The organism is Pseudomonas sp. GW821-FHT04C07, from assembly GCF_059420325.1.
In genome coordinates, this window is the sequence record NZ_JBWKTM010000007.1 from 179,319 (window position 1) to 203,413 (window position 24,095).

Sequence of the window (24,095 nt, forward strand, 5' to 3'; positions counted from 1 at the left end):
GTTGGGGGGGGGGGGGGGGGGGGGAGGTTGTGGGGGGGGGGGGTCCCCCCCCCCCCCCCACCGGACGGAGTTCTACTCTCTAGGGATTAGCGCCCCCGGTACTTGAATCACCCGGCTCGCCAACCGATGCCCAGCCTCTGCCGCCTGCACCGGGCTACCACCGCCGAGCCGGCTGGCCAGATACGCTGCACTGAACGAGTCCCCCGCCGCCGTAGTGTCCACCACCCGCTCGACCACCTGCGCCGGCACTTCAAAATACTCGCCTTCACAACGGATCAAACACGCCTCGGCGCCGCGCTTGAGCACCACTTCCGGGATGCCGATCTGCTCATAGGCGGCAAACACGGCTGCACTATCGGAAAACCGGAACAGCGCCTGCTCGTCATCGAGCGTCAGCAACGCCAGATCGACATACGGCAATACCCTGCGATACGCCGTCTGCGCATCCTCGACCGATGCCCACAAGCGCGGCCGGTAATTGTTGTCGAAGACTATTCGCGCATCCTGTTGCCGGGCTTCAATCAGGGTCTCCAGTAACTTCTCTCGTCCTTGCACGCCGAGCACCGCCAAGGTGATACCGCTGAAATACAGCACGTCGTAGTCCGGCAATGCCGCCAGAATCGGCGTGGCCGCAGGCGTGGTGAAGCAGTCACGCACCGCCGCTTCGTTACGCCAATAGAGAAAGCGCCGCTCGCCCTGGGCATCGGTCTGGATGCAATACAAACCGGGCAAGCGCCCCGGCAGGCGCTGGACCATGCTCAGGCCAATACCTTCGCTAGCCCAGTTTTGGCACATCGCCTCGCTGAAGCTGTCATCCCCCAGGGCCGTGACGTAATCCACCGTCGCCGCATCGCCCAATTCGCGAGACAGATAGACCGCAGTATTCAGCGTGTCACCACCAAAGCTTTGCTGCAGACTGCCGTCAGCGCGCTGCTGTAACTCGATCATGCATTCGCCGATCAGTGCAATGCGCGGAGGGTTGGGGCCGAGATTGCTGATGGTATTCATGTTTGGAGAGCTCCGATGATTCTGCGGCGTCTGGCAGGCAGCCTTCGCGAGCAAGCTCGCTCCTACAGGGGTAGGTGATCTCCTGTAGGAGCGAGCTTGCTCGCGAAGGCTGCGACTCGGTGTTGAACCTTAGAAACAGGTTTCCATGCTTTCGATGACATTCAACTGCTCATCCACCAAACAGCCGGTGCGCCACTTGTCGAAGGTCAGGCACGGGTGCGAGGTGCCGAAGGAAATGATGTCGCCCACGCGCAATTCGCAACCGGGAGCCACAGTCATAAACGCATGCTGATCCATCACCGCGGTCACCTTGCAGGCACTGACGTCGTCGCCCCTGGCGGGTACCACACCCGCCCGATATCGCAATAGCGGTACCGGCAAACCGGCGTCGTACGCCACATCGCGTTTGCCCAGAGCGATCACCGCAAAACCCGGCTCCGGCAATGATTGCACGTGGGCCCAGACTTCCAGCGCCGGGCGCAAGCCTTCGTGCAAGTCACTTCGACGGTCCAGCACGCAGCATTGCGCTTCTTTGTAGATGCCATGGTCGTGGGCCACATAACTGCCGGGGCGCAACACGCTGAGGAAACGTCCGCTGGCGTTCTGCGCTTCAAAGGATTCGGCGATCAAGTCATACCACGCAGAACCGGAAGCGGTGATGATCGGCTTGGCGATATCGAAGGCGCCACTGTCTTGCAGGTCAACCGCCAGGCGGACCAAAGAGGCCGCAAACTCACGAATCCCGCTCACGGCCTGATCGCCGTGGATCACCCCTTCGTAACCTTCGATGCCGGTCAGGGCCAGTGCCGGTTGCGCCTTGATGGCCTTCGCCAGATCGAGCACTTCCTGCTCGCTGCGGCAACCGCAACGGCCGCCAACCACGCCGTATTCAATCATCACGTTCAGACGCACACCGCGCTCGGCGAAATACGCCCCGAGGTCGGCGACGTTGTCCGGGTGATCGACCATGCAGTGAAATTCGAACTGCGGATCGGCCAGCAACTCGGCGATCAACGCCATGTTGGGTGCGCCGACCAATTGATTGGCCATCAGCACCCGACGCACGCCATGGGCGTAGGCCGCACGGGTCTGCACGGCGGTGGCCAGGGTGATGCCCCAGGCGCCCTGCGCCAACTGACGACGGAACAGCGCCGGGGTCATGCTGGTTTTGCCGTGGGGTGCCAGCTCTGCGCCGCTGTTGCTGACAAAGTCCTGCATCCAGCGAATGTTGTGCTCAAGCGCATCACGGTGCAGCACCAGAGCCGGCAGGCTGACGTCGCGCACCAGGTTGACACCGGGCTGGGCGGCGCCCTTCTCCACGGCAGCGATATTCAAGGTAGAAGGCATGATCTAACTCCTCACAAACGCGGCCGCGAGCAACCGCTGCTATTCGTTGATGCGACGGGCCAGGTTGTTCGCGCTGTCGATCAGCACCCGGCGGTAGTCGTTGTAATTGTTCTTGGCATCGGCCCGCGGGGCGACGATGCACAGGGTCGCAATGCAAATGCCGCGCTCGTCCTTCACCGGTGCGGCGAAGCAATGGGTAAAGGTGTCGGCCACACTGTCGAAGGAAAAGAAACCATCGATGCCGGCCTGACGAATTTCCTTGAGGAAGTTTTCCAGCGGCAAGCGCTCACCGTCGGGCAGGATGAAGTCGTCGTGATCGATCAGGTCGACAATCTCTTGATCGCTCAAATGGCTGAGCAGCAAACGCCCGGAGGCGGTCCAGGGGATCGGCGCGTTCTCGCCGATGTCCGAGGAAATCCGAAAATGCCGCTCACCTTCTTTCATCAGCGCGACCGTGTATTTGCGCCCGTTGAGCAGGCACATTTGTGCGGTCTCACGGGTCTGGCTGACGATTTCCTGCAAGGCGTGGTCAGCCTCGCGGGTCAGGTCGAAATGACGTAAGTGCGCCTGACCGAGGAAGTACAGCTGGCGGCCCAGATAGACATGACCGTCCTTGCCCACCGGCTCGAGAATCCGTCGTTCGAGCAGGGATGCAACCAGTTCATAGACGGTGGACTTCGGGCTGCCGATGCCGCTGGCGATATCGTTGGGGCGCAGTGGCTGGCCGATTTCCTTGAGGAAATCGAGGATATCGAACGCCCGGTCCAACCCGCGAGCCCGGCGCTTGATGGTGTCTTCGGTCATGTCAGTGGATTCCCATTCAAATTCGGCGGAGAGTTTACCGCCAATGATCGTTCCCACGCTCTGCGTGGGAACGATCATCAGTGTTCAGGCCTTTTTCTTGTACGCAACGCAATCAATCTCAACCTTGCAATCGACCATCATGTTCGCCTGCACGCAGGCCCGCGCCGGGGCGTGTTCGCTGGCGAAGTACTCGGAAAACACCTTGTTGAAACTCCAGAAATCCCGTGGATCTTCCAGCCATACGCCGGTACGCACCACGTCTTCCAGGCCATAACCGGCCTCTTCGAGGATGGCGATCAAGTTGCGCATGGTCTGGTGAGTCTGCTCGATGATCCCGCCAATGATGATCTCGCCATCCACCGCCGGGACCTGGCCAGACACATACAACCAGCCATCGGCTTCGACTGCGCGGGCGAAAGGACGTGGCTGGCCGCCACCGGCGGTGCTACCGGTGCCGTAACGAGTGATGCTCATGGATGTTTCTCCTGCTAAAAAACCAAGTTGAATATAAAAACTAGAATCGAGTGTTCTTGAGGAATTCCGCCAGTCGCGGCGATTGCGGGTGCTCGAACAACTCTTTGGGTGGCCCCTGCTCTTCGATGCGACCCTGATTCATGAAAACGATCTTGTCCGAGACTTCAAAGGCAAAGCGCATTTCGTGGGTGACCAGCAACATGGTCATGCCGTCCTCGGCCAGGCCCTTGATCACACTCAGCACTTCACCCACCAACTCCGGGTCCAGGGCCGAGGTCACTTCGTCGAACAGCATCAGGCTCGGGTTCATGGCAATCGCCCGGGCAATCGCCACGCGCTGTTGCTGACCTCCGGACAATTGGCCCGGATAGTGGTCGCGCCGATCCAGCAAGCCAACGCGCTCCAGCCACTTTTCAGCCAGCGCGACCGCTTGATCCTTCGGCAGCTTTTTGACCTTCAGCAGCCCAAGCGTGACGTTCTGCAATGCGCTCAGGTGCGGGAACAGATTGAATTGCTGGAACGCCATGCCGGTCATGGCCCGATGCTGGGCAATGACCCTTTCCGGATGCCGTATGCGCTTGCCATTGACCTCGTCGTAACCGATGGACTCGCCATCGAGCATGATCTGCCCGCCCTGAAACTCTTCGAGCATGTTCACGCAACGCAGCAGCGTAGTCTTGCCCGAGCCGCTGGAGCCGATCAGCGTAACCACGTTGCCGCGCTGCATTTCCAGGTCAACACCCTTGAGTACCTCGAGCTGGCCATATTGTTTGTGCAGCCCGCGAATGCTCAGCAGGGCCTGGGCTTCTTTTGGGCTCGACAGGGTTTGAATCGAAACTTGAGCTTGAGTCATGGCAAAGCCACCCGCTTTTCAATATGCCGGCCGAGTAATTCGATGGCGTAGTTGATGATGAAAAAGAGAAAACCGGCGAACAGGTAAAACTCCAGGGTCATGAAGGTCCGGGCGATTATCTGCTGGGTACTGAGCAGCATCTCGGCCACACCAATCACCGACAGCAAGGTCGAAGCCTTGACGATCTCGGTCGATGAATTGACCCAGGTCGGCAGGATCTGCCGCAGTGCCTGAGGCAACAGCACGTAGCCAAGAGACTGGTAAAACGTCAGGCCAATAGCCTTGCTCGCCTCCATCTGACCGCGCGGCAACGCTTGCAATGAGCCGCGCACAATTTCGGCGACATGGGAACCGCAGAACAGCGTCAGGCCCAGAACACCGGCCTGAAACGCACCGATCTGCCAACCCAGCGCCGGCGCCATATAGAAGCAAGCCAGCACCAGGACAAACACCGGTGTGCCGCGGATCAGGTCGACGTAAAAGCGAAATGGCGCACGCATCCAGAACTTGCCGTAGGTCAGCACCAGCCCGGCGACGATGCCGACCAAGGTGCCGAGCAGAATCGCCAGCACTGAACACTCAACGCTGGTCAAAAATCCCGACCACAAGGTATCGCGAGCGACCCACAACTCGTGCAACCAACTTGGAGATTCGTACATGAGCCCTCCTAACGACGAATCGCCAGACGCTGCTCCAGGTAACGCAGCAGCATGGCAATGAGGTAACAGGCAGCGACATAGAGCGCAGTGGTCACCAGCCAGGTTTCGATGACCCGGTAGCTCTCGACATTGATCTTGCGCGCGTAATAGGTCAGCTCCGGCACGGCAATCGCTGCCGCCAGCGAGGTGTCCTTGAACAGCGAAATGAAGTTGTTCGACAGCGCCGGCAGTACATTGCGCAGCATCACCGGCACCGTGACGTAGGCCCGTACTTGCCACTCACCCAAACCGATCGCCAACCCGGCTTCGCGCTGGCCCTTGGGAATACTCAGCAATCCGGCGCGGAACACTTCGGTCAGATACGCCCCGGCGTACAGCGACAGGGTGATGATGAACGAGGGGACCTTGTCCAGCCGAATACCCAGACCTGGCAAGGCAAAGTAGATAAACAGAATCAACACAAGAATCGGCGTGTTGCGGATGACCGTCACATACACCGACGCCATGGCCCGTAGCGAGCGATGCCTGGATAACAAAGCAAACGCCATCATCAGGCCGATCACACAACCGATGGCGATCGACACCAGCGCCAGCTCCAGGCCCAGTCCGAGCCCCGCCAGCAAGGTGTCGAAATCACGCCATACGGCGGCAAAGTTCAACTGATAGTTCATGGTCAGCAGTACCTTGAGCGGGGCGCGACCAGCGCCACCCCGCTGCGCATTAAAACAATTGGAAACGTAGCGAGCGAAGGAAAGACAAGGCGAGAACAGGCGAGAAACGGCTGGGGTCGCACCCGACTTGACTAGTCAATGAGCATTTCGAGTCTGTTTTCAACGCAGTATTTTGCGCGAAGCCCGCAGTAGTTTTCATTTGAATTCGACGGGGAAACCGATTTCCGGGGTAGGCAGATCGACACCGAACCACTGCTTGAAGGACGCCGCGTACGTCGGGAACTCAACGCCGGTCATGGCTTCATGCAAAGTCGTGTTGACGAAGTTCAGCCAGTCCTGATCGCCGCGTTTGACTGCGCAGGCATAGGTCTGTGGGCTCCAGGCGTAAGCCGGGCTGCGATAGCGGCCGGGGTTCTGCACCATCAGGTATTTGACCGACGACTGATCGGTGGCTGCCGTGTCGGCGCGGCCAGAGTTCACTGCCTGATACATCAAATCGACGCTGTCGTACTGATCGACCTTGGCCTTGGGCAGCGCCTGATGCACCAGCTCTTCGGCGTACACGTTTTGCAGCACCGCAACGGTTACGCCGTCGCCAGCCGCTTTCAGGTCCTGGATCTCTTTGTACTTGCTGTTGGCCGGCAGCAACAGACCGACGCCTTCGCGGTAGTACGGCAAGGTGAATGCCACTTGCTGCGCACGGCTGGCGGTTACGGTGATGAATTGGCAACTCATGTCGACCTTGTCGGTCAGCAGGTTCGGAATCCGCGCATCGGAGGACTGCACCACGAACTCGACCTTGCTCGGGTCATTGAACAAACCCTTGGCAACCATCCGCGCGATATCGATATCAAAACCCTGCAACTTGCCGTCCGCACCCTGGAAATGCCACGGCGCGTTAGTGCTGCCCGTGCCCACAATCAAATGCCCGCGCTTCAACACGCTATCGAGCTTGCTATCCGCCGCTTGCGCGACACCCACAGCAGACGTCACAGCAGCGAAGAGAAAAACACACGCTTTAAACAAGGAAGGTCGGTGATGCATGACAAGCACTCCTGGGTGATGTGTATTCCGTTATACCGGAACTTGGTATGTAACAACGGAATAGACAGCAGAAAGTGTGCCATAGCCTGTGCCAGAAATCCTGGAGGGATTGAAAAGTGTTTTGAATCAATGGGATGAGGGAACGTGCCCGGAACGTGTCACGAAAGGCACACAGAATGAACGCTACCGTTGGCTACAGCTCGCGGGTAGTGGGGCCACAAATGAGGGCGAGGCAGGTCAAAAGCGGGCAGTGGTCCGAAGACGTCAGCGCACGACAACCCTCTTCGAGTTGCGCTATCGTCCCTGAAGCAAGCGGATTCTCGACCACCACCGCAAAGCCTGGGCCAGCAATGCTCAAGACCATTGAAGCGCAAGTCCTCAAACAATCTACACCCGCGGCCCTCAAGGCTGAATTCGCCCAGGATGATTTCGAACGGTTGCACGGCTTTTGCGTGTTGATTTACATGGCGAGCATTTCCATCTGGCTGCTCTTCGACCTGATCGTCAGCGTGCGCGGCGGTCAGGGGTTCACTGTCTACTCGATGATGTTCCTCATCGCTCTGGTGGTCATCTCTATCACCCTGGGCTTCACCCGTAACGCCCGACACTTCCAGTGGATCAACCTGGTCTTTGTGCTGGTGATAACCCTCGGCGTTCGCCTGGTGATCGAGGGCCTGCCCATGGACCTGCACCCCGGCTGGCTGATCCTGGCGGCATCGAGCATTCTCTACAGTGCTTCGGTGCTGCCATTGAATCGATGGTCGTTCTTCGGCGCCACCCTGCTCACCTGGGTCGTCCTCAACCCGTTCTTCATGACCAACACCTCGGTATTCGAACTCAAGGGCACCATGGTGTTTTTCTATGGGGTGTTTCTCACCGCGCTGACGCTTTATACCTTCCTCAAACTGCGTCAGGCCAAGCTGCACAACTACATCATGTCGAAGCTTCTGCTCGACCAGGCTTACGTCGATGCCCTGACCGACATCCCCAATCGTCGCTCGTTCATGGCCGCCGCCAACAATCAACTGGAACATGGACCGCGCCAACGCGATCACTATCTGGCCATGATTGATGTCGACAACTTCAAGAAGGTCAATGACCTGTACGGCCACGACATCGGTGACGAAGTGCTCAAGCGCGTCGCCGCCGCCATCAAGACCGTGATGGCCGACTTCGAGTACGCCCGTCTGGGGGGTGAAGAGTTTGGAGTCTACCTGTCCGGTGTACGTCGCGAAGACGTCGAAACACTGGCGGCGAACCTTTGCCGCGTGGTGCGCGATGAACCGACCGGCCACCCGGTGACCATCAGCATGGGCCTTGCGCGGGTCGAAGAGCACGACACCTTGAATCTGGCACTGATCAAGGCCGATCGGGCGCTGTATGAGTCAAAGCATACGGGCAAGGATCGGTATACGTTTTATCAGTGAATGCCGCCTGTACTTTGCGTCCCTCAGCCACCGGGACTGCCTTTAACCCGCTCGATATAACGCGCCACCGCCGGGGCCTTTTCGAAGCGGCGATGGATCAGCGACAACCAGGAGCCAGCCTCGCTGCCTTTGATTGGCCGGTACACCACGTTCGGCAAGCTGATGTGCCCGACTACCGACTCGGGCACCACTGCCACGCCCTGCCCCAACGACACCAGCGCAATCACCGCCACCAGCCCGCCCGGTTGCGGCCCCAATTGCGGCGCGTAACCGCCTTGCGCCGCGACCTGCAAGGTCCCGCTGATTTGCTCGGGGAGGATAAACGTCTGGTTCTGCAAATGCTCAGGCGTGATGTCCTGTAAACGGCACAACCAGGACTCGGCCGTCAGCGCCAGAACAAAGCCCTCGGCATTCAGGTGAATCGCTTCCAGCTCCTGGGGCAAGGTCATGGGCGAGCGGATGTAGCCTATGTCGAAACGCCCGTCAGCGACTAACCCCGGCAACGCCGCCATCGGACTTTCCCGCACACTCAGGCTGACATCCGGGTATTCACGGCTAAAGCCCAGTACCTGTTTTTGCAGCAAGCCTGAGTACACCGCCGACGCCACATAACCCAATTCGATATGACCGATTTCACCGCGCCCGGCCCGCTGGGCACTGTGCTGGGCCAACTCGAACTGACGCACCGTCGCCTCGGCCTCGATCACCAGGACAGCGCCGGCTTCGGTGAGACTGACCTCGCGCTGCTGACGCAGGAACAATCGAGTCCCCAGCGCGCTTTCCATGTCCTGAATCTGTCGAGTCAAGGTCGGCGGCGCGATGCCCAGTTGCTCTGCGGCACGGGTGAAATTGCGCTGCCGGGCAACGGCTAGAAAGTAGCGAAAATGGCGTATATCCATAACTTGATTAGCTCAAAGGTAATGAAAAGCTCGTCTTCAGCTAATAGAGCACCGTAGAACGCGGGATAAGCTGGCCGAACCTCCACAGTAGAAAGCTCAAGCCATGCGCGTCAAACCTCTTGCGTTGGTGCCGACCACCTGTTTCAGCCTGAAAACAGCGCTCGCCGCCGAGCAGTCGCAAAGCATTGCCCGAAAAGCAATCCTGATTAATGACAAGATCGCGGTACCAGGGCTGGTGACGCCATGAGCCGAGTCAGCCCGCGCCTTACGCTGTTGACCGCTTCCGGGGTCTGCTCGCTGATCGTGCTCGACACCAATATCGTCGCTGTCACCTTGCCGAGTATCGCCCGGGATCTGGGCGCGAATTTTGTCGACATCGAATGGGTGGTCAGTGCTTACATGCTGGCCTTCGCCGCGTTGCTGTTGCCCGCCGGAAGTATCGCCGATCGCTTTGGGCGCAAGAAAACCCTGCTCTGTGGCTTGGGAATTTTCATCCTCGCCTCCATCGGTTGCGGCGCGGCGCCCACTGCGCTGTTCCTCGACATCGCCCGCGCAGTCAAAGGCGTCGGTGCGGCACTGCTGCTGACCTCAGCCCTGGCCTCCATTGGCCACACCTTTCACGACGAGGTGGAACGGGCCAACGCCTGGGCGTTCTGGGGAATGTGTATGGGGGTCGCGATGACTGCAGCGCCGACCATCGGCGGCTTGATCACCGGGCTCATCGGCTGGCGCTGGATTTTTTACCTCAACCTGCCGGTGGGTTTGCTGTTGATAACCATGGTCTGGCGCGCCGTGCCGGAGTCTCGAGATACCGGGGCTGCACGCCTCGATCCCTGGGGCAGTCTGGCTTTCAGCGCCAGCCTGCTGTGTCTGATCTGGGGGTTGATTGAAGCCAACCGGGTCGGCTGGAGCAACCCGATGACCTATGCCCGATTGCTCGGTGGCGCACTGTTGCTCGGCATGTTCGTGGTAATCGAACGGCTGCAACAACGGCCCATGGTTGATCTGCAACTGTTCAGGCATCCGCGTTTTATCGGTGCGCTGCTGGGGATGTTCGCCTATGCCGGTTGCGCGCAAGTGATGATGACCCTACTGCCGTTTTACCTGCAGAACGGTTTGGGCTTCTCGGCGATCGCTTCCGGGCTGGGCATGTTGCCGTTCGCGTTGACGATGCTGATTTGCCCACGCATTGGCGCACGCCTGGCGACGCGCTTCGCCCCTGCCACGCTGATGGCTGCCGGCTTGACCCTGGTGGGTAGCGGCAACCTGCTCAGCGCCTGGGCAGTCAACCACGGTGGCTACCTGAGCTTTGCCCTGGCGATTGCCGTGACCGGTGCCGGTGCCGGCCTGCTCAACGGTGATACGCAGAAAAACATCATGGCCTGTGTGCCTCGGGATCGCTCCGGCATGGCTTCGGGCATGAGCACCACCATGCGCTTCAGCGCGATCATGCTGGCCATCGGGGTATTCGGTGCACTGCTGACCAGCCATACCCAACAGTTGCTGCAAGGCAGCCTGACGATTGAAGCGTCGCAGTGGCTCGGGCAAGCGCAGAGCATCGCCTCACGAGTGGTGGCCGGCGACATGCCTGCGGCATTGAGCCAACTGCCGGAGTCGGCACGTCCGGCCGTCGAGCCACTGGCCCGCCAGGCCTTTGTCGGCGGCTTCAGCGTGGTGCTGTGGGTCGCGGGTTTGCTGGCGCTGCTGGCGGCGCTGGTGGTCGGCACGCTAATGCGTAATCCGACTCCAAAGCCTCGGTCTTTTTCCCTGGGTGTTGAGTAAACCGAAACGGGGGTGGCGATGGAGCTTGCTCCCTTGCCACAGGTTACTGAGGGCCCTTGAGCGATGCCAACACCCGCTCGGCATTTTCATCACAGGGCATGCCGTCTGGCCGCACCCTGATGGTATCGATGACGCCCAACAGCTTGGCCTTGCTCTGGGCCAGGTGCCGTTGCATCTCTTCAATCTGCTCGACCTTGCTTTCCAGACTGGCGAGCAACTCATCACGATTCCAATCACCCTGCACACCACCCGGCAATAACTGCTTGAGCTCCTGCAAGGTGAAGCCTGCCTGTTGCGCGCACTGGATGATTTTCAGCGTCTGCAACACCTGGGGTGGATATTCGCGATAACCATTGGTTCGACGGTGGACCTGACGGATCAGTCCCTGAGCCTCATAAAACCTGATGCGCGAAGCGGCGAACCCGCTCAGTAGCGCCAACTCACCGATTTTCATAAAGGCCTCATTTGCACGCTTGACATTAAAGTTAACTTTAAGCTTAGCCTCTACTCTCCACCGATGAGGAGTCAAGCATGTCACCCTTCCAAGCGTTGAATTTGCCCAACGGTCAGACGATCGGCAATCGCATTGCCAAAGCCGCGATGGAGGAGAACCTCGCCGATACCGAGCAGGCGCCCTCCCCAGCCTTGATACGGCTGTATCAGGCGTGGGCCGACGGTGAGCCTGGCCTGCTACTCACCGGCAATGTGATGATCGACCGTCGCGCGATGACCGGCCCCGGCGGCGTGGCGCTGGAAGATGATCGTCACCTGGAAAAATTCCGCCAATGGGCCGCTATCGGCCGGGCCAGGGGCGCGCACTTCTGGGTACAGCTCAACCACCCCGGTCGACAGACCATGGCCAATCTCGGTCAAGAAGCCTGGGCACCATCCGCTGTCGCCCTGGAGCTGGGCCAGTTCTCGAAAATGTTCGCCCGGCCCAAGCCGATGACCGAAGACGATATTGAAGAAGTGATCCAGCGTTTCGCCACCAGCGCCTGGCTCGCGGAGCAAGCTGGTTTTACCGGCGTCCAGATTCACGCCGCGCATGGCTACCTGATCAGCCAGTTTCTCTCGCCGCTGAGCAATCAGCGGACCGACCGCTGGGGCGGCTCGCTGGAGAACCGCGCACGTCTGCTGGTGGCGGTAATCAACGCCGTTCGCCAACGGGTTTCGCCGGGGTTTTGTGTGGCGGTCAAGCTGAACTCCGCCGACTTCCAGCGAGGTGGCTTCGATGCTGACGATGCCCGCCAGGTCATCGAGTTGCTCAACCCGCTTGCGGTGGATTTGCTCGAGTTGTCCGGCGGCAGTTATGAGGCGCCCGCCATGCAAGGCGAAGCCCGAGACGGTCGCACACTCGCTCGCGAGGCGTACTTCATGGAGATGGCCAGTGAATTGGCGACGCAGGCAAAAATGCCGGTGATGGTCACCGGCGGCATCCGCCGTTTACCGATCGTTCAGCAGGTCCTGGACAGCGGCATCGCCATGGCCGGGATTGCCACTGCCCTGGCGCTGGAACCGCAATTGCCAAAACAATGGCGCAACGGCCAGCACAGTCATCCCCAATTGCCACCCGTGCTCTGGAAACGCAAACCCATGGCTTCCCTCGCGACGATGGCGATGGTGCGCTTTCAGATGCACCGCCTGAGCCGCGGCCGCGCACCAAAACCGAAGGTTTCAGCGCTGTTCGCGTTGATTCTGGATCAGTTGTATATCTCCAGACGCACCCGCCAATACCGTAAGGCTATGGGCAAGTAATGGTTTTGCTGCGATCTTTTACGGCACACGCCATTAGCGTCCAGAGAAACGCAACCGCGAGAGCATCCGCAAATCGCCCTCCAGATAATAAGGATCACTCCAGCTATCATCGACCGCCAAAGGCTGGACCTGTTTGAGCGCCAGTTGTTTGGCAAAGTACCGAAAACGGTAATGCTCGTAGAAACGCAGCAGTTCCAGCCCATAGCGATCGGCCAGGTCGGTATCGCCGCGCATGATCAGGAAGTTTTCGTCATTGCCGTCACTGGCGGCGACGCTGAGGTTGTGGCTGCCGCTGATGATCACCGGGGCATCGCTGGTGAAGTCGCTGATGATCGCTTTAGTGTGCACCAGCAGGTTGCCCTTCTGGCCTTTCAAACCCTCCTTGAGCCAACCTTCAAGACCGGTGTTCAGCAGCGCCGTGGCGGCAAACTCTGCGGTGCGGTCGGCATGGAAACCGGTGATCCGGCTGGCAGTGTTCTGCAGACCGAAGCGCAACACGTCATCGTGCGGTTGACCGAGCAAGGCATTGAGGATCTCGTCCGGCAGCGCGAATGCGGTGACGAACAATACGTCCTTCTTTGCTGCGTTGATGATGTCGACGAACTCATGCAGATCGCCCTCGCCAGAGCGCGGCGAAAACCCGGCGAACAATGGCTGTGCCGGATCCATAGGGTTGTTTTGCGTCAGCCATTGGCGGGTGGCGCCGACATCCGCCGGTGCCGCCCAGATCTGCTCGAACACTTGCAGGTAGCTGGCTGCCACACGAGCGTCGTCCAGTACATGCACCACGTTAGCCTGACGATAAACACCATTGGAGGTAAAGTTGGTGCTGCCGCAGAGCACCGCTTCAGGCTTGTATTCTCCAGCCGGGTCGAGCTGGCTGAGCACAATGAATTTGTCATGGAAGATATTGTGAGTGACGCGACCACGTTTATTCGCCGAAGGGATTTTTTCCAGGCTCGCTTCGTTCATCGTGGTGTCGTTATCACCCGGCTGCGCATGATACAGCACTCGAACCTTCACCCCACGGCTGAACGCGGCGTTGACCGCATCGATGATCGACTGCAACTGGTATTCGTAGATGGCGATGTCCATCGCCCATTGACCGTCCACGGCGCGTTCGATAAAGCCAAGGAGCTCTTCCAGCAACCCGTTTTCCAGCCATTGGAGCGGCGCGTCGGGCCAGGCTTCGATGGGCAGGTTCTTGTTGGCACTGAGCAGCGCGTCGAGATCGGCGAATTTGCGTGAAAACGCCTGACTGGCCGCCACGGCGCGGTTGAAGATAACCCTCTGACCCAGCGGCTGGCCGTTGTCGGCGGTGACCGTCACTTCCAGTGACTCACCCAGTTGCGGCGCATCGACGCTGCCGTAGGCCAGATGAACGCGGTAGTGGATGGTTGCACCTGGATTGACGGCGTAATCGGCCCAGCGAAATTTTTGCAGAGGCGCGATATCACTTGGTGTGGCCTGGTACTCAGGGAGCGTGTGGGCCTTGCCGGGGAAGGTCAGGCTATTGAACAGAAACAGCCAGGGTTTGTTGTCCTGCTGTTTCTCGATGGCAAAGCCCAGTAATCCTTTGCGCCTGGATTCGGCGAGGTCCATCGCCAGTAACACCCCGTTGGTGCCGGCATAGGCTTTGACGCGGAAATCATCCTGACTGTTGGTGGCAAGTACACGCATGGTTCACTCCTGTGATTGGTTTGCCCCACAGCATAGCGGACCTCGCGCGCGCGCCCACACGCTGGGTGCACGTCAACGCAACCTGCCCCTTTAGCCGGACATTCGTTGGCTTCTTTTTACGGAGACTGAGAACCCACCAATTGTTAGCTCCCTACTTAATAATCGGTTAATCCTGCAGTCCAAAAGTAGACAGGACCGCGTTAGCGCAGAAATTTCTGACGCTCTGCGCGGCGTGTTCGACATCGCATTAACGTCGGACTGGCGATTCAGAGCATTCAGGAGAACTCTCATGAACAGTCGTACGTTGTTGGTTGCAGGCGCCCTCGCCTTTTTTGCGTCTGCCGGTGCGGTACAGGCCGACACAACCGACACTGCCGTCCAAGCCGTGCCTTATCACTACGGAATGTCGTTGGATATTGCCAAGGTGGTTTCCATGTCTGAGCCGTCAACACTGGAGTGCAAAGTAGTGACCGCGGACATGAAGTTCATCGATACGGCGGGCAAACTGGAGGAAATCACCTACCTCAAGCTGTCGGATGCCTGTCAATATCAGAGCTAAGTGGTGCCACTCCGTACAGCGCTGGTTTGTCCTGAGCTGAGAGATGGCCATTGAGCGATGTTCCTGGCAGCGGTCAGGCGGTATTCTTGCGCTCATCCCTTACTGCCGCAAGGTCCGCCATGCAGTTCACCTTTCGCACTCTCGCTACTTTCACCGCTGTGCTGAGTTTCGTCTTGGCGTTTGTGTGGGGCTTTTGGCCGGATGAGCTGCTGTCGATATGGAGTGTCGAGTACTCCAGCGCGACCGGTCTGGTGTCCAGGCGTACCGCGGTGTTGTTTCTGGCATTGGGCGTGATGCTTTATCGGGCTCGACGGGCGCCACCTTCGAGTACGCGCAGAGCATTGAGTACAGGTTTTGTGGTGGGATGTTTCGGCTTGGCAACGCTGGGGCTTGGCGAATGGCTCAACGGTCATGCCGGGCCCGGGATCTTGCTGCCGGTGGTGGTCGAACTCGCGCTTGGTCTGGGGTTCATCCAGACCAAGCGCTTGTCGGTCGAGCGCGAAGAAACTATCGGTTAATGCGTTTTCACTCTTGAATCAACGACAGGTTGGTGAGCGGGGTTGTGCTCAAGGTCATAGCGCAGCTCAGCGAGCAAATCGCTGATCTCGCGGCATCCATTAAGGCGCTCCGCTTTTATGCCTGTGACTACCAATTCCACGCGGTCGGTTTCGTGGTCGCCGTAGACCTTCACCGTCATCGACAAATCCGGGGACAAGGTGCATTGGCAACGTTTGGGTAGAAAACTGCTTTCAATGATATTTCGTAGTTCCAAGGCAGAAAGAAACATAACGACCTTCTCCTTTATGTGGGACTGCCAATCAGCGTTAGTCAGTACTTTGCGTACTCGCAAGCCACCTCATTTGAATGGCTTCCTGCATCGCTCCACCGACCCTGAAAAGCAATGCCACCCACTAGACTAGGCCGCTTTTCCGATCCCGGTAAGCTCTTTTTTCATCTGTAATTGAAACGCCTCCATTTGGCCTCCGGGCATTTGCAGTTTGGTCTAGCCGAGGAGTTTTTAGTCTGAAGAAGCATATCGGTTTGCTCTTCGTCGAAATGCTCCTCATGCCGACCCGCCAATCAGTGCTGCGCGCTCGGCAACATGCCGCAGGCTGTCGAAGTTGATGTTGGCCCCCGAGTCGATCGCCACCAGGGTCTGGCCGCGTACGCCGGTTTGCGCCACGTACTTCTTGATTCCCGCCACGGCCAAGGCTCCGGAAGGTTCGGTGATTGAACGGGTGTCGTCGTAGATATCCTTGATCGCCCCGCAGAGCTCATCATTGCTGACAGTGAGCACCTCATCCACATGCAGTCGACAGATCTCATAGCCATAAGCACCAATCTGTGCGACCGCTACACCATCGGCAAAGGTCCCGACTTGCGGTAGCACGACCCGCTCCCCGGCTTGCAGGGCGGCCTGCAAGCAATTGGAGTGTTCCGATTCGACGCCAATGATCTTGATCTGCGGCTGCAGGTATTTGACGTAGACCGCGATGCCGGCGATCAGACCGCCACCGCCCACCGGAACGAAGATCGCATCCAGCGGCCCGGGGTGTTGGCGCAAAATCTCCATGGCCACCGTCCCTTGGCCCGCGATCACGTCGGGGTCGTCGAAGGGTGAGACGAAGGTGCAACCCATTTCCTCCGCCAGGCGCAATGCATGGGCCAAGGCGAACGGAAAGCTTTCTCCGTGCAACAGCGCTTGAGCGCCGCGCGTGCGAACGCCGAGAACTTTCAGTTCAGGCGTGGAACACGGCATCACGATGGTCGCCTTGATCCCCAGCTCCCGAGCCGCCAGCGCCACACCCTGTGCGTGATTGCCTGCCGAGGCGGTGATGACTCCCAAAGCCTTTTGCCTATCGCTTAGCTGCACCAGCTTGTTGTAGGCGCCGCGGATCTTGAAGGAAAAGGTCGGCTGCAAATCTTCGCGTTTGAGCAGGATCTGGTTGCCCAGCGATTCGGACAGCGCCGGGGCCGGTTGCAAAGGCGTACGCACCGCCAGGTCGTAGACCGGCGCGGCGAGGATCTTTTTCACGTAGTGCTCTAGCAACGACTGCTCGGCGGGGCTGCTCTGGCGGGTGCTCATGGACGTCTCCTGGCTTTATTCGAGACCCCGGAGACAGATAGAGAAAACCCGCCTCTAGGGCGGGTTGGGTGCAGCCGTCAGCTAACCCGCCAAATAAGGAATGGCGGTAATAATGCTTGGCTGGGAACGCAATACGGTTGAAGTCATGGCTCGAAAGTAGCCGGGCGTTAATGGCAAGTCAATGGCCAATTCGGTTGAGCGTATAGATGGATCCTGTCATCTTCGAATCCTGTTCATCTACCCAAGGAAGGAAAACATGAAGTCTGTCGCACTGCCTTTGATTGCCCTTATCGCCTTCGCCGGCTACACCGTATCGGTCATGCTGCAGGCCGAACAGTCACTGATCGACTTTGGCATCAGCCTGATGTCCCGCCCGGATACCGCGCAAGTGGTGATCGACCTCTATCTGCTGGCCATACTGGCTTGTGTCTGGATGTACAAGGATGCGCGAAGTCGCGGTCAGTCGGCGCTTTCGGTGCTTCCTTATCTGCTGATCACCGCAGTCTTTGTTTCCGTCGGGCCATTGCTGTACCTGGTGGTGCAGGGGCTTCGGCGATTCACCAGCTCTGCCCGCGGCGCTTGAGTTCAAGGCGCCGGCCGAACGCTTCAAGCACTAATGAATACAGATCGTCCTGCAAGTAGGCGTCTTCAATGCCGGCGTCCATGTTCGGGTTGTCGTTGACCTCGATCACCAGCACTTTTCGGCAATCTTCAGCACCAGTGCAGGGCCCAGGCGTTACGCCTGCACAAGCGCATCTTCCAGCATCGCGACACTCGGTTCAACGATTGCTGTCGTTCGAGTCTCTGGGGGGCGTGTTGGACTGGATCGACGGTTTTACCGAGCCCGGCGCAGGGTCCTTGCGTGGATAACCGTTGCCGATTCCGCCATTTTCCAGGGTCGGCGAGCGTGGCACCGGCACAGTGTTCGGTCCACGAAAGGCTGGGGCGCTCGGCTGCGTGCCTTGCATGCTGTTGGGATTGGCTCGGCGGATCGGGTTGTTGTAAGGATTGTCGTTGCTACTGCCTGGCAGGTTCTGGGCAAGGAGTATCGCCTGGGGCGAGGCGTTGTGAGACGCGGATGCTTCAGGCCGAGCCTGGGCCAGGCTGCTCAGCAAGCCACTCAATGCCAGCGCAGTGAAGCCAAGCACTAGCCTGTTCATCGGGCACCTCTATCTATGTGTATAGAGACATTACCTTCAATAACACGCTACGCGCTGGATTCGGATTTGTTAACAAAATAGTTCCGCGGAATATATAACACGCATTATCCGGAGCGCTGATCTGCCGAACGGCCCGCGCCAGTAACCGACGGGGCTTTTGCCGCGCCCCGCAGGCCACCTGAACACGAGACTCTTCAGATCAATACGAAAATCGCCAACAACCCGCCGAAAATCGCCCACTTTTCCAGGTAGTAACGCGTGCGGTTGCGCTTTTTCAGTTCCTTGCCGCGCAGGCGGATTTTGTACAGCCTGTTAAAGGCACGGTTCAAACCACCGGTCTTGTCCCCGGCATCGTTCGGCGAGCCGGCGGCTGACATCACGGTGTAGCTGAACCAGCGGTTAAAGGCAGCAGCCCAGCGGTACTTCATCGGACGCTCCACATCACAGAACAAAATAATACGGTTCTGTTGCGTGGTGTTCTCGGCGTAGTGAATGTACGTCTCATCGAACATCACCGCTTCACCGTCGCGCCAGTGATAGCGTTCACCGTCTACCTCGATGTAGCAGCCCGGATCGTTCGGTGTTTCCAGGCCCAGGTGGTAGCGGTAGGAACCCGCATACGGGTCGCGGTGGCGTACCAGCCTGGAGCCAGGTGGTAACTCGGCAAACATGGCGGCTTTGACCGAGCCGATGCCTTGCAGCAGCTCAGTGGTGCGTGGGCAAAGCTTCATTGCCGAAGGATGGCTGTCGCCGTACCACTTCAGGTAGAAGCGCTTCCAGCCCGTTTTGAAGAAGGAGTTGAAACCCACGTCGTTGTATTGGTCCGAACGCTTGATCTCCCCCGCTCTGAGCAGGTTCTGGCCTTCGGTGCGGATTTCTTCCCAGTGCGCTTGCAAAGGGCTCAAGTCAGGAAAGTCGGCAGGATCGAGGTAGGGACGATTGGGTTTCTTCGAGAACAGGTAGAGAAAACAATTCACCGGCGCCAGAAACGTCGAGTGATCACTCAACTGACGGCTCAATGTGTGGCGTACACGACCACGCAGATGCACATACGCAATGGATACAACGTAAATAGCGGCAATGATGAGTTTCACGGAAGTGGTCACATGTCAGAAAAAAACATACTGCGTCCCGCACAAGCCGGATGGGCCAAAGGACAAATGCGCAGCGTCTGATAATCGAAACAGCGGGTCCTGGCGGCGTATCCCTGAGCTCAATGCCGGTGATTTGCATCTGGCCGCACGATGGCATTTTAGCCTCTGTTTGTAACCTTAGGCTAACCGCAATTGTGAAAATATGCCTGCCGCTGTGCCAAAAAGCCATTATCTTGATTCAGCGCAATCCGCTCATCGATGCCATCAATCTGACATGACGTTCGGCGGCGTCATCCGCAAGCGCGCCGACACCAGCATTTTCATTTCGGCGACAAACCTTTCACGCCCCCATCACATTCAGCGCCATAAACTTCACTCATCCATTTCAAGCATTCCCTTGGCCCGCCCGCATGCGGGCTTTTTTTCGTCCTCGGCATTTTGTAGGTCAGTGCATGCTGAAATTATTGTTTGTCATATTCTTTTTTTATCCACCAACCCAATTGAAACACCATCAGCACGCACGCTATTACACTCCTTGCCGTACTTTGGATACGTAACGCAGATAACATTTCCGGCAATTTTCCAATAACCATTTTGCGGATCCTGACCTGAAATCTTTATTATCGACGTACCCTCCTGATGGAGAGTTTCCGAAAACGGATAGCCTGTACTCGTAACGCCAGAATGTTCGCAACCTATCAAAACTCCACCCATCTCATTTCCCTTTAACTGTTTCGCATTGGGAGGTGCAGCAGCATGGGCTTCATTTGCAGCTTTCGGATGCATTGACCATGTTTAATTTCGGGCTAAAACCGAGGTTTGTTCGTCACATTCACCCCATTGATCAAGACCCCTGCTCCTTGAGGAGAGATTTCAACCCGGCTCATACCCAGACGTTGTCCACCACTGCACAAACCGCTCACGACGAATATCTCCCCACTCTTGAATTACTTGTTTTCTGCTTTCTTCAACCCCAGTCCTACATTTGAAATAGCGATTAGCTTACAAAAAAAATCCACGATATCGCGCCATTAAAAAACAAATATTGATCGACGCCTTTAACGCTAACTTCCCAGGCTTTATCCAGGGACGAGTCAATACAATTTTTGAGTGTCTTAGCGGAATCCACGATGTAGGATTCATGGGCAGCACCCGCGACAGTTTTCAACTAATCGAACGGAATCGAGCCATGCCTGACAATTACCCCCTCCCAAGCGTCCTTGAAAAAATGTACGAAAACCAGCTCGCACTCGAGGCCGCGCTCATGGAGCTCGCCCTATGGGTAGAGCAGCGCGGGTCGACAGTGGTAGGCGAAAATATTCGAGGCTCACTTGAAACCATTGGCGCAAATGTGGGCTACATCAGACAGGGACTGGCCAGGATGAACGCCGAATAAGCGCCGAAAATCAGACTCGCGCTGGTAGCTGGCGACAAACAGGTTTCTCTACTAGGGTTTCCGCGACATGGAACCGTGCCGTTTCATTAGCTGTCACTTGGTCAGGAGGAGATATATGAGCTCAATTCGCACTGCCGAGCAGACCTATCGCACTTGGTCTAGCCCAATCTTGCTGGAGCTGAAGGAGAGAGAACATCAGCTGGATCCTTCCGCCCGCCAAGCACTTCAAAATGTGTTGCTGGAGAGAAGGCTTCTGGACACCGGGAACTCTTCTGGTAGAGACCGGCGTAACGCCGGACCGGTTAATGACGGCAAACCTTGACAGCCGCCACTAATGGCTGCACAGCAGAACGGAATTTACCCGTTCTGCTGGAGTAGTTTTCAAACGCTAGTCCTGCTCTCCGCGATCATGGTCACGATCATGATCGCGGTGACGACGATATTCCTCATTATCGCCGTGACGATAATATCCTCGGTCTTCCCCCTGATCATCGCCGCGACCCCGATCATAGCCACGGTCATGTTCACGACCATAATCACGACCTCGGTCATGCTCTCGACCGTACCCTCCTCCATCCTCCCAGTACGGCCAGCATCCTCCCAACAGGAGGGAACCTGATATGGCCAAGATCATTATCGCTGTTCGTTTCATTTGAACGTCCTAAAAAGCAAGGGTCAGAGCTATGGAGAAAAGTTATCGCTGCCCATCAGTTTTAATCAAACGAGCAATCAACAAGAGATACGACCACGAAGTAGATCAATGATTCACCGGCGAGGCGCACCCATGACGGCAGAAAATCAAATCACCAGGGTCATGCTCCATTCAATTACCGAAAACAGGGATAAAGCATGAACGACTCATTACAGACGAAGCATTTGTCCAGGCGCACAGGGTGTGGGTCGCCTGCGAACAGAAAAAAATCAGCATACTCAGCCCTCTGGAATGCGGCAGTCTGGAAGCTGACAATTTTCAGCTGCATCCGGCCCGAAGCGCCGGGTCGCCAAGAGAGTCGATAACAACAATTCACACACTAGCCTAAGCTTCGAAGGATGAAGCGCTTCAGGTTCTTGAATGTAATTGATTCCAATAGAGAACTATTACTATCTAAACGTTCTGAGGGCATAAGACTATGTGTGAGTCATGTGAGCCAACCCAAATACCGGGCACTACTGATCGTCGTCGATTTCTTCGGCTCGTAGGGGCCGGGGCAGGCGCTCTACTCCTTGCTGGCGCCCTGCCGGGCAAGGTTGCACTGGCGGCCGAACAAACCATTCCAAAGCCACAAAACGCAATCAACCCAACGATGGCGCTGCAGAGGCTTATGGACGGGAATCAACGATATATGACTGGAACTTCCAAGACGCATGACTTCCAGGCAGAACGCGAGGCGTTGGTCGCCGGTCAGAACCCATTCGCTGCGGTACTGAGTTGCGCAGACTCTCGTATTGCTCCTGAATACGCATTTGATACTGCCCGGGGGGACCTTTTCGCTGTCCGCGTCGCGGGTAACTTCGTCACGAACGAAGGTTTGGCCAGCCTTGAATACGCTGTCGTATCACTCGGAGCGCCATTCATTATGGTGCTGGGGCATGAAGGCTGTGGAGCCATTGATGCGGGTGTAAAGGCAATAAAGGATAAAATTAAATTCCCTGGTCACATCCAGGGGCTGGCCGATTCACTTAGACCCTCTATTGAAAAGGTACTCAACGAGCCGGGCGCGCTTCTCGACAACGCCATCGTGCAAAATGTCAAAGACTCGGTCAATAAGCTCAAGACTACTTCGCCACTGCTCAGTGTTGCACTCAAGCAGGGCAAGTTGAAAATCGTAGGGGCCGTCTACCGCCTTGCTACCGGCAAAGTAGAGCTTATCGCCTGACGTGAGTAGATGCGTCTCACCAAGAGACGCATCATCCAATGCTCGCGATACCCACGAACCGCAGCTCCTTGACGCGCTATTGAAGGACACCGCCTTCAGCGTGACGCCGGACCAGGCCGCAGCCGCGATGAGGCAGGCTAGGAAATATTTATTATCCGTAGCAAACGGCGAACATCATCAACGGACCGCAACTTGATGGTCCATTCCCCATCAACTTTGTCATTGACCTCGCCAAACTCTGCGCAAAGTGTTTTAACGGAACAGTGCCCAGCCTTGAAAGCTGGCAGCCGGAAATAAAATAGAAGCCAATTATGATAGGCCACAAAGCTGAAGGGGCAGTCGCCATCAGCGACCGAAAAAATTCCAATGGACCTCGTTGAGTCGCTCTGCGGCTTGGGGGCGCAGTCATGCCCTTTCATTGCGCAAATCGCGCCAACCAGCATGCAAAACGCTTCCCGCGCTTGCGGGCTTTCGATAGACGAATAGCACTCAACGTACTTCGCGGCATCCCGAGCGTCAGTGATCATCTTGTTTCCCCTAGGTTTGTGCCCTCTCTTCCAATCTAGCACCATCCATACCCGCCGGAGGCCATCGCAGTGCCCAGAGGCATCAGACGCTGCGCCAGGAAGAGCAGCAGGTGGCCGCCTGAAGCCTGACACCTGGATACTTGAATCAGGCTATTCGATGCTTGATGCAAATCCTGTCCCACACAACTCACTACGCCTCTGAACACTGGAGTAATTTTCTGAGTTGCGCGGGGACTTCGATAACTTTTCTTGTACCCGGCGAGATACAAACTTGAGTAAGGTTCGCAGTAAACGCCAGCACATCTGGCGCAATACGCCCCTCAACTGAAAATGAGAAAGAGTGCAACCCGACATTCGAAACACTTACCGTCATAGTCAGCTCGTCATCCCAAGTAACCGGATGCAAAAACTCTAAAGACAATGCCCTCGCAGGAGGTAGCAAATTAAACCCTAAAAGAGTTTTTAACCCCGGCCCCTCAAGCCAGACACCCAGTGCGTCGTGAACGGCTTCCACAACAAAATATGAAAACCTTGGAGTAAACACTACTCCCTCAGGGTCACAATCCCCGAACAATACCTTTCTTTTAACAAGCACCGGATTCGGCATAGATCAATCCTTGATAATGAGGGGCTGCCCCTAATGCCAGTCAGTTAAGACATTACGCGAACCGTAGCAGCTGGCGAAGCCTGCGTCCGGCTGCGCAGCAGTCGTAAAACAGTCACTGCGGTATTCCAGACAAATCGTGGAAGCAGGATTTGCGACGGCTTCGCCGCCGGACGCAGCCTTCGGCAGCTGCTACGGGGGACAGTGCTGAACCTGAAATTCCTTAACTGACTGGCATTGGGGGCTGCCCCTGCGCATTGAGTATGTTTCAGCTATTGGTCCACGCAGCCCCCATATGTGGCTGCCAGGGCGACTCGGGGACTCTTGTCAGCCGCAAACGCAAAATTCTAGCGCCGGGCTTCCGTCAACAGAACCTGCATCGTCAATCA

General features: G+C 57.4%; 28 protein-coding genes and 2 pseudogenes. 10 read left to right on the plus strand and 20 right to left on the minus strand.

The window, feature by feature from the left end:
- Positions 1–72 precede the first annotated feature (72 nt).
- From AC07UI_RS15105 to AC07UI_RS15140, 8 genes are all read right to left on the minus strand, one after another.
- Positions 73–1,008 carry a sugar kinase gene (locus AC07UI_RS15105; RefSeq protein ID WP_494993239.1) on the minus strand — a complete coding sequence of 312 codons (936 nt, stop codon included), beginning with the start codon at positions 1,006–1,008 and terminating at the stop codon, positions 73–75.
- A gap of 129 nt (positions 1,009–1,137) precedes the next feature.
- Positions 1,138–2,355, minus strand: a complete 1,218-nt coding sequence (locus tag AC07UI_RS15110; RefSeq protein ID WP_494993240.1) for an amino acid deaminase — start codon at positions 2,353–2,355, stop codon at positions 1,138–1,140.
- A 39-nt stretch (positions 2,356–2,394) separates the two neighbouring features.
- Complete coding sequence (locus AC07UI_RS15115; protein WP_494993368.1) at positions 2,395–3,159, minus strand: IclR family transcriptional regulator; 765 nt, start codon at positions 3,157–3,159, stop codon at positions 2,395–2,397.
- Between the two features lie 84 nt (positions 3,160–3,243).
- Complete coding sequence (locus AC07UI_RS15120) at positions 3,244–3,633, minus strand: RidA family protein (RefSeq protein ID WP_494993241.1); 390 nt, start codon at positions 3,631–3,633, stop codon at positions 3,244–3,246.
- Between the two features lie 40 nt (positions 3,634–3,673).
- Positions 3,674–4,486 carry an amino acid ABC transporter ATP-binding protein gene (locus AC07UI_RS15125; protein WP_494993242.1) on the minus strand — a complete coding sequence of 271 codons (813 nt, stop codon included), beginning with the start codon at positions 4,484–4,486 and terminating at the stop codon, positions 3,674–3,676.
- Entirely contained in the window at positions 4,483–5,145 is a 663-nt protein-coding gene (locus AC07UI_RS15130; RefSeq protein WP_494993243.1) for an amino acid ABC transporter permease, read from the minus strand. Before AC07UI_RS15130 ends, AC07UI_RS15125 begins: the two co-directional genes overlap by 4 nt.
- 8 nt (positions 5,146–5,153) lie before the next feature.
- The gene (locus AC07UI_RS15135) at positions 5,154–5,816 is read right to left on the minus strand and encodes an amino acid ABC transporter permease (RefSeq protein WP_494993244.1); all 663 of its coding nucleotides are present in this window, start codon (positions 5,814–5,816) and stop codon (positions 5,154–5,156) included.
- Between the two features lie 195 nt (positions 5,817–6,011).
- Positions 6,012–6,860, minus strand: a complete 849-nt coding sequence (locus tag AC07UI_RS15140) for a transporter substrate-binding protein (RefSeq protein ID WP_494993245.1) — start codon at positions 6,858–6,860, stop codon at positions 6,012–6,014.
- A gap of 350 nt (positions 6,861–7,210) precedes the next feature.
- On the opposite strand from AC07UI_RS15140, the gene AC07UI_RS15145 reads away from it, so the two are divergent.
- Complete coding sequence (locus AC07UI_RS15145) at positions 7,211–8,287, plus strand: GGDEF domain-containing protein (RefSeq protein WP_494993369.1); 1,077 nt, start codon at positions 7,211–7,213, stop codon at positions 8,285–8,287.
- Positions 8,288–8,310: 23 nt separating this feature from the next.
- Here the strand turns inward: AC07UI_RS15145 and AC07UI_RS15150 are convergent, their stop codons facing one another.
- Entirely contained in the window at positions 8,311–9,186 is an 876-nt protein-coding gene (locus AC07UI_RS15150) for a LysR family transcriptional regulator (protein WP_494993246.1), read from the minus strand.
- A gap of 103 nt (positions 9,187–9,289) precedes the next feature.
- Here AC07UI_RS15150 and AC07UI_RS15155 point away from each other — a divergent pair, with 103 nt between their 5' ends.
- Together AC07UI_RS15155 and AC07UI_RS15160 are read left to right on the plus strand one after the other, a co-directional pair.
- Positions 9,290–9,433 carry a hypothetical protein gene (locus AC07UI_RS15155; RefSeq protein WP_494993247.1) on the plus strand — a complete coding sequence of 48 codons (144 nt, stop codon included), beginning with the start codon at positions 9,290–9,292 and terminating at the stop codon, positions 9,431–9,433.
- The gene (locus AC07UI_RS15160; RefSeq protein ID WP_494993248.1) at positions 9,430–10,968 is read left to right on the plus strand and encodes an MFS transporter; all 1,539 of its coding nucleotides are present in this window, start codon (positions 9,430–9,432) and stop codon (positions 10,966–10,968) included. Before AC07UI_RS15155 ends, AC07UI_RS15160 begins: the two co-directional genes overlap by 4 nt.
- Before the next feature lie 43 nt (positions 10,969–11,011).
- Here AC07UI_RS15160 and AC07UI_RS15165 read toward each other — a convergent pair whose 3' ends face one another.
- Complete coding sequence (locus tag AC07UI_RS15165) at positions 11,012–11,422, minus strand: MerR family transcriptional regulator (RefSeq protein ID WP_494993249.1); 411 nt, start codon at positions 11,420–11,422, stop codon at positions 11,012–11,014.
- A gap of 77 nt (positions 11,423–11,499) precedes the next feature.
- Between AC07UI_RS15165 and AC07UI_RS15170 the strand changes: the two genes are divergently transcribed.
- Entirely contained in the window at positions 11,500–12,723 is a 1,224-nt protein-coding gene (locus tag AC07UI_RS15170; protein WP_494993250.1) for an NADH:flavin oxidoreductase/NADH oxidase family protein, read from the plus strand.
- Positions 12,724–12,756: 33 nt separating this feature from the next.
- On the opposite strand, the gene AC07UI_RS15175 is transcribed toward AC07UI_RS15170, so the two are convergent.
- A complete protein-coding gene (locus AC07UI_RS15175) occupies positions 12,757–14,403 on the minus strand; it encodes a phospholipase D-like domain-containing protein (RefSeq protein WP_494993251.1) in 1,647 nt (548 codons plus the stop codon).
- A gap of 289 nt (positions 14,404–14,692) precedes the next feature.
- On the opposite strand from AC07UI_RS15175, the gene AC07UI_RS15180 reads away from it, so the two are divergent.
- Together AC07UI_RS15180 and AC07UI_RS15185 are read left to right on the plus strand one after the other, a co-directional pair.
- A complete protein-coding gene (locus tag AC07UI_RS15180; RefSeq protein WP_494993252.1) occupies positions 14,693–14,962 on the plus strand; it encodes a DUF2790 domain-containing protein in 270 nt (89 codons plus the stop codon).
- Between the two features lie 119 nt (positions 14,963–15,081).
- Entirely contained in the window at positions 15,082–15,480 is a 399-nt protein-coding gene (locus AC07UI_RS15185) for a hypothetical protein (RefSeq protein ID WP_494993253.1), read from the plus strand.
- On the opposite strand, the gene AC07UI_RS15190 is transcribed toward AC07UI_RS15185, so the two are convergent.
- Both AC07UI_RS15190 and ilvA read right to left on the minus strand, forming a co-directional pair.
- Positions 15,477–15,749, minus strand: a complete 273-nt coding sequence (locus AC07UI_RS15190; RefSeq protein ID WP_494993254.1) for a DUF1652 domain-containing protein — start codon at positions 15,747–15,749, stop codon at positions 15,477–15,479. The two genes, AC07UI_RS15185 and AC07UI_RS15190, sit on opposite strands and share 4 nt — an antisense overlap.
- A gap of 294 nt (positions 15,750–16,043) precedes the next feature.
- Positions 16,044–17,012 (minus strand): annotated as a pseudogene (gene ilvA, locus AC07UI_RS15195) (threonine ammonia-lyase, biosynthetic); the annotation flags it as partial.
- A 292-nt stretch (positions 17,013–17,304) separates the two neighbouring features.
- Here ilvA and AC07UI_RS15200 point away from each other — a divergent pair.
- Positions 17,305–17,631, plus strand: a complete 327-nt coding sequence (locus AC07UI_RS15200) for a DUF2834 domain-containing protein (RefSeq protein WP_494993255.1) — start codon at positions 17,305–17,307, stop codon at positions 17,629–17,631.
- Here AC07UI_RS15200 and AC07UI_RS15205 read toward each other — a convergent pair.
- The 4 genes and pseudogenes from AC07UI_RS15205 to AC07UI_RS15220 form a co-directional block, all read right to left on the minus strand.
- Positions 17,606–17,749, minus strand: a pseudogene (locus tag AC07UI_RS15205) (hypothetical protein); the annotation flags it as partial. The gene AC07UI_RS15200 and the pseudogene AC07UI_RS15205 overlap by 26 nt on opposite strands.
- 78 nt (positions 17,750–17,827) lie before the next feature.
- The gene (locus AC07UI_RS15210; RefSeq protein ID WP_494993256.1) at positions 17,828–18,208 is read right to left on the minus strand and encodes a hypothetical protein; all 381 of its coding nucleotides are present in this window, start codon (positions 18,206–18,208) and stop codon (positions 17,828–17,830) included.
- Between the two features lie 194 nt (positions 18,209–18,402).
- On the minus strand, positions 18,403–19,302 hold the full coding sequence (gene lpxO / locus AC07UI_RS15215; RefSeq protein WP_494993257.1) for a lipid A hydroxylase LpxO: 900 nt from the start codon (positions 19,300–19,302) through the stop codon (positions 18,403–18,405).
- A 471-nt stretch (positions 19,303–19,773) separates the two neighbouring features.
- Positions 19,774–20,088, minus strand: a complete 315-nt coding sequence (locus AC07UI_RS15220) for a hypothetical protein (protein ID WP_494993258.1) — start codon at positions 20,086–20,088, stop codon at positions 19,774–19,776.
- 403 nt (positions 20,089–20,491) lie between these two features.
- On the opposite strand from AC07UI_RS15220, the gene AC07UI_RS15225 reads away from it, so the two are divergent.
- Together AC07UI_RS15225 and AC07UI_RS15230 are read left to right on the plus strand one after the other, a co-directional pair.
- Positions 20,492–20,698 (plus strand): hypothetical protein, encoded by a 207-nt coding sequence (locus AC07UI_RS15225; protein ID WP_494993259.1) that lies wholly within the window; start codon positions 20,492–20,494, stop codon positions 20,696–20,698.
- Positions 20,699–20,813: 115 nt separating this feature from the next.
- Positions 20,814–21,020: a hypothetical protein gene (locus AC07UI_RS15230; RefSeq protein ID WP_494993260.1), complete on the plus strand. Its 207-nt coding sequence runs from the start codon at positions 20,814–20,816 to the stop codon at positions 21,018–21,020.
- 59 nt (positions 21,021–21,079) lie between these two features.
- Here the strand turns inward: AC07UI_RS15230 and AC07UI_RS15235 are convergent, their stop codons facing one another.
- Positions 21,080–21,250, minus strand: coding sequence for a hypothetical protein (locus tag AC07UI_RS15235; RefSeq protein ID WP_494993261.1), 171 nt, complete (start codon positions 21,248–21,250; stop codon positions 21,080–21,082).
- Positions 21,251–21,828: 578 nt separating this feature from the next.
- On the opposite strand from AC07UI_RS15235, the gene AC07UI_RS15240 reads away from it, so the two are divergent.
- On the plus strand, positions 21,829–22,575 hold the full coding sequence (locus AC07UI_RS15240) for a carbonic anhydrase (RefSeq protein WP_494993262.1): 747 nt from the start codon (positions 21,829–21,831) through the stop codon (positions 22,573–22,575).
- A 137-nt stretch (positions 22,576–22,712) separates the two neighbouring features.
- On the opposite strand, the gene AC07UI_RS15245 is transcribed toward AC07UI_RS15240, so the two are convergent.
- Complete coding sequence (locus tag AC07UI_RS15245; RefSeq protein WP_494993263.1) at positions 22,713–23,102, minus strand: hypothetical protein; 390 nt, start codon at positions 23,100–23,102, stop codon at positions 22,713–22,715.
- 190 nt (positions 23,103–23,292) lie between these two features.
- Positions 23,293–23,709: an acyl-CoA thioesterase gene (locus AC07UI_RS15250; RefSeq protein ID WP_494993264.1), complete on the minus strand. Its 417-nt coding sequence runs from the start codon at positions 23,707–23,709 to the stop codon at positions 23,293–23,295.
- Positions 23,710–24,095: the final 386 nt, after the last annotated feature.

Coding starts and splice junctions, on each gene's coding strand:
- AC07UI_RS15105 (WP_494993239.1), bottom strand. CDS start 1,008: ATGAATACCATCAGCAATCTCGGCCCCAACCCTCCGCGCATTGCACTG.
- AC07UI_RS15110 (WP_494993240.1), bottom strand. CDS start 2,355: ATGCCTTCTACCTTGAATATCGCTGCCGTGGAGAAGGGCGCCGCCCAG.
- AC07UI_RS15115 (WP_494993368.1), bottom strand. CDS start 3,159: ATGACCGAAGACACCATCAAGCGCCGGGCTCGCGGGTTGGACCGGGCG.
- AC07UI_RS15120 (WP_494993241.1), bottom strand. CDS start 3,633: ATGAGCATCACTCGTTACGGCACCGGTAGCACCGCCGGTGGCGGCCAG.
- AC07UI_RS15125 (WP_494993242.1), bottom strand. CDS start 4,486: ATGACTCAAGCTCAAGTTTCGATTCAAACCCTGTCGAGCCCAAAAGAA.
- AC07UI_RS15130 (WP_494993243.1), bottom strand. CDS start 5,145: ATGTACGAATCTCCAAGTTGGTTGCACGAGTTGTGGGTCGCTCGCGAT.
- AC07UI_RS15135 (WP_494993244.1), bottom strand. CDS start 5,816: ATGAACTATCAGTTGAACTTTGCCGCCGTATGGCGTGATTTCGACACC.
- AC07UI_RS15140 (WP_494993245.1), bottom strand. CDS start 6,860: ATGCATCACCGACCTTCCTTGTTTAAAGCGTGTGTTTTTCTCTTCGCT.
- AC07UI_RS15145 (WP_494993369.1), top strand. CDS start 7,211: ATGCTCAAGACCATTGAAGCGCAAGTCCTCAAACAATCTACACCCGCG.
- AC07UI_RS15150 (WP_494993246.1), bottom strand. CDS start 9,186: ATGGATATACGCCATTTTCGCTACTTTCTAGCCGTTGCCCGGCAGCGC.
- AC07UI_RS15155 (WP_494993247.1), top strand. CDS start 9,290: ATGCGCGTCAAACCTCTTGCGTTGGTGCCGACCACCTGTTTCAGCCTG.
- AC07UI_RS15160 (WP_494993248.1), top strand. CDS start 9,430: ATGAGCCGAGTCAGCCCGCGCCTTACGCTGTTGACCGCTTCCGGGGTC.
- AC07UI_RS15165 (WP_494993249.1), bottom strand. CDS start 11,422: ATGAAAATCGGTGAGTTGGCGCTACTGAGCGGGTTCGCCGCTTCGCGC.
- AC07UI_RS15170 (WP_494993250.1), top strand. CDS start 11,500: ATGTCACCCTTCCAAGCGTTGAATTTGCCCAACGGTCAGACGATCGGC.
- AC07UI_RS15175 (WP_494993251.1), bottom strand. CDS start 14,403: ATGCGTGTACTTGCCACCAACAGTCAGGATGATTTCCGCGTCAAAGCC.
- AC07UI_RS15180 (WP_494993252.1), top strand. CDS start 14,693: ATGAACAGTCGTACGTTGTTGGTTGCAGGCGCCCTCGCCTTTTTTGCG.
- AC07UI_RS15185 (WP_494993253.1), top strand. CDS start 15,082: ATGCAGTTCACCTTTCGCACTCTCGCTACTTTCACCGCTGTGCTGAGT.
- AC07UI_RS15190 (WP_494993254.1), bottom strand. CDS start 15,749: ATGTTTCTTTCTGCCTTGGAACTACGAAATATCATTGAAAGCAGTTTT.
- AC07UI_RS15200 (WP_494993255.1), top strand. CDS start 17,305: ATGAAGTCTGTCGCACTGCCTTTGATTGCCCTTATCGCCTTCGCCGGC.
- AC07UI_RS15210 (WP_494993256.1), bottom strand. CDS start 18,208: ATGAACAGGCTAGTGCTTGGCTTCACTGCGCTGGCATTGAGTGGCTTG.
- AC07UI_RS15220 (WP_494993258.1), bottom strand. CDS start 20,088: ATGCATCCGAAAGCTGCAAATGAAGCCCATGCTGCTGCACCTCCCAAT.
- AC07UI_RS15225 (WP_494993259.1), top strand. CDS start 20,492: ATGCCTGACAATTACCCCCTCCCAAGCGTCCTTGAAAAAATGTACGAA.
- AC07UI_RS15230 (WP_494993260.1), top strand. CDS start 20,814: ATGAGCTCAATTCGCACTGCCGAGCAGACCTATCGCACTTGGTCTAGC.
- AC07UI_RS15235 (WP_494993261.1), bottom strand. CDS start 21,250: ATGACCGAGGTCGTGATTATGGTCGTGAACATGACCGTGGCTATGATC.
- AC07UI_RS15240 (WP_494993262.1), top strand. CDS start 21,829: ATGTGTGAGTCATGTGAGCCAACCCAAATACCGGGCACTACTGATCGT.
- AC07UI_RS15245 (WP_494993263.1), bottom strand. CDS start 23,102: ATGATCACTGACGCTCGGGATGCCGCGAAGTACGTTGAGTGCTATTCG.
- AC07UI_RS15250 (WP_494993264.1), bottom strand. CDS start 23,709: ATGCCGAATCCGGTGCTTGTTAAAAGAAAGGTATTGTTCGGGGATTGT.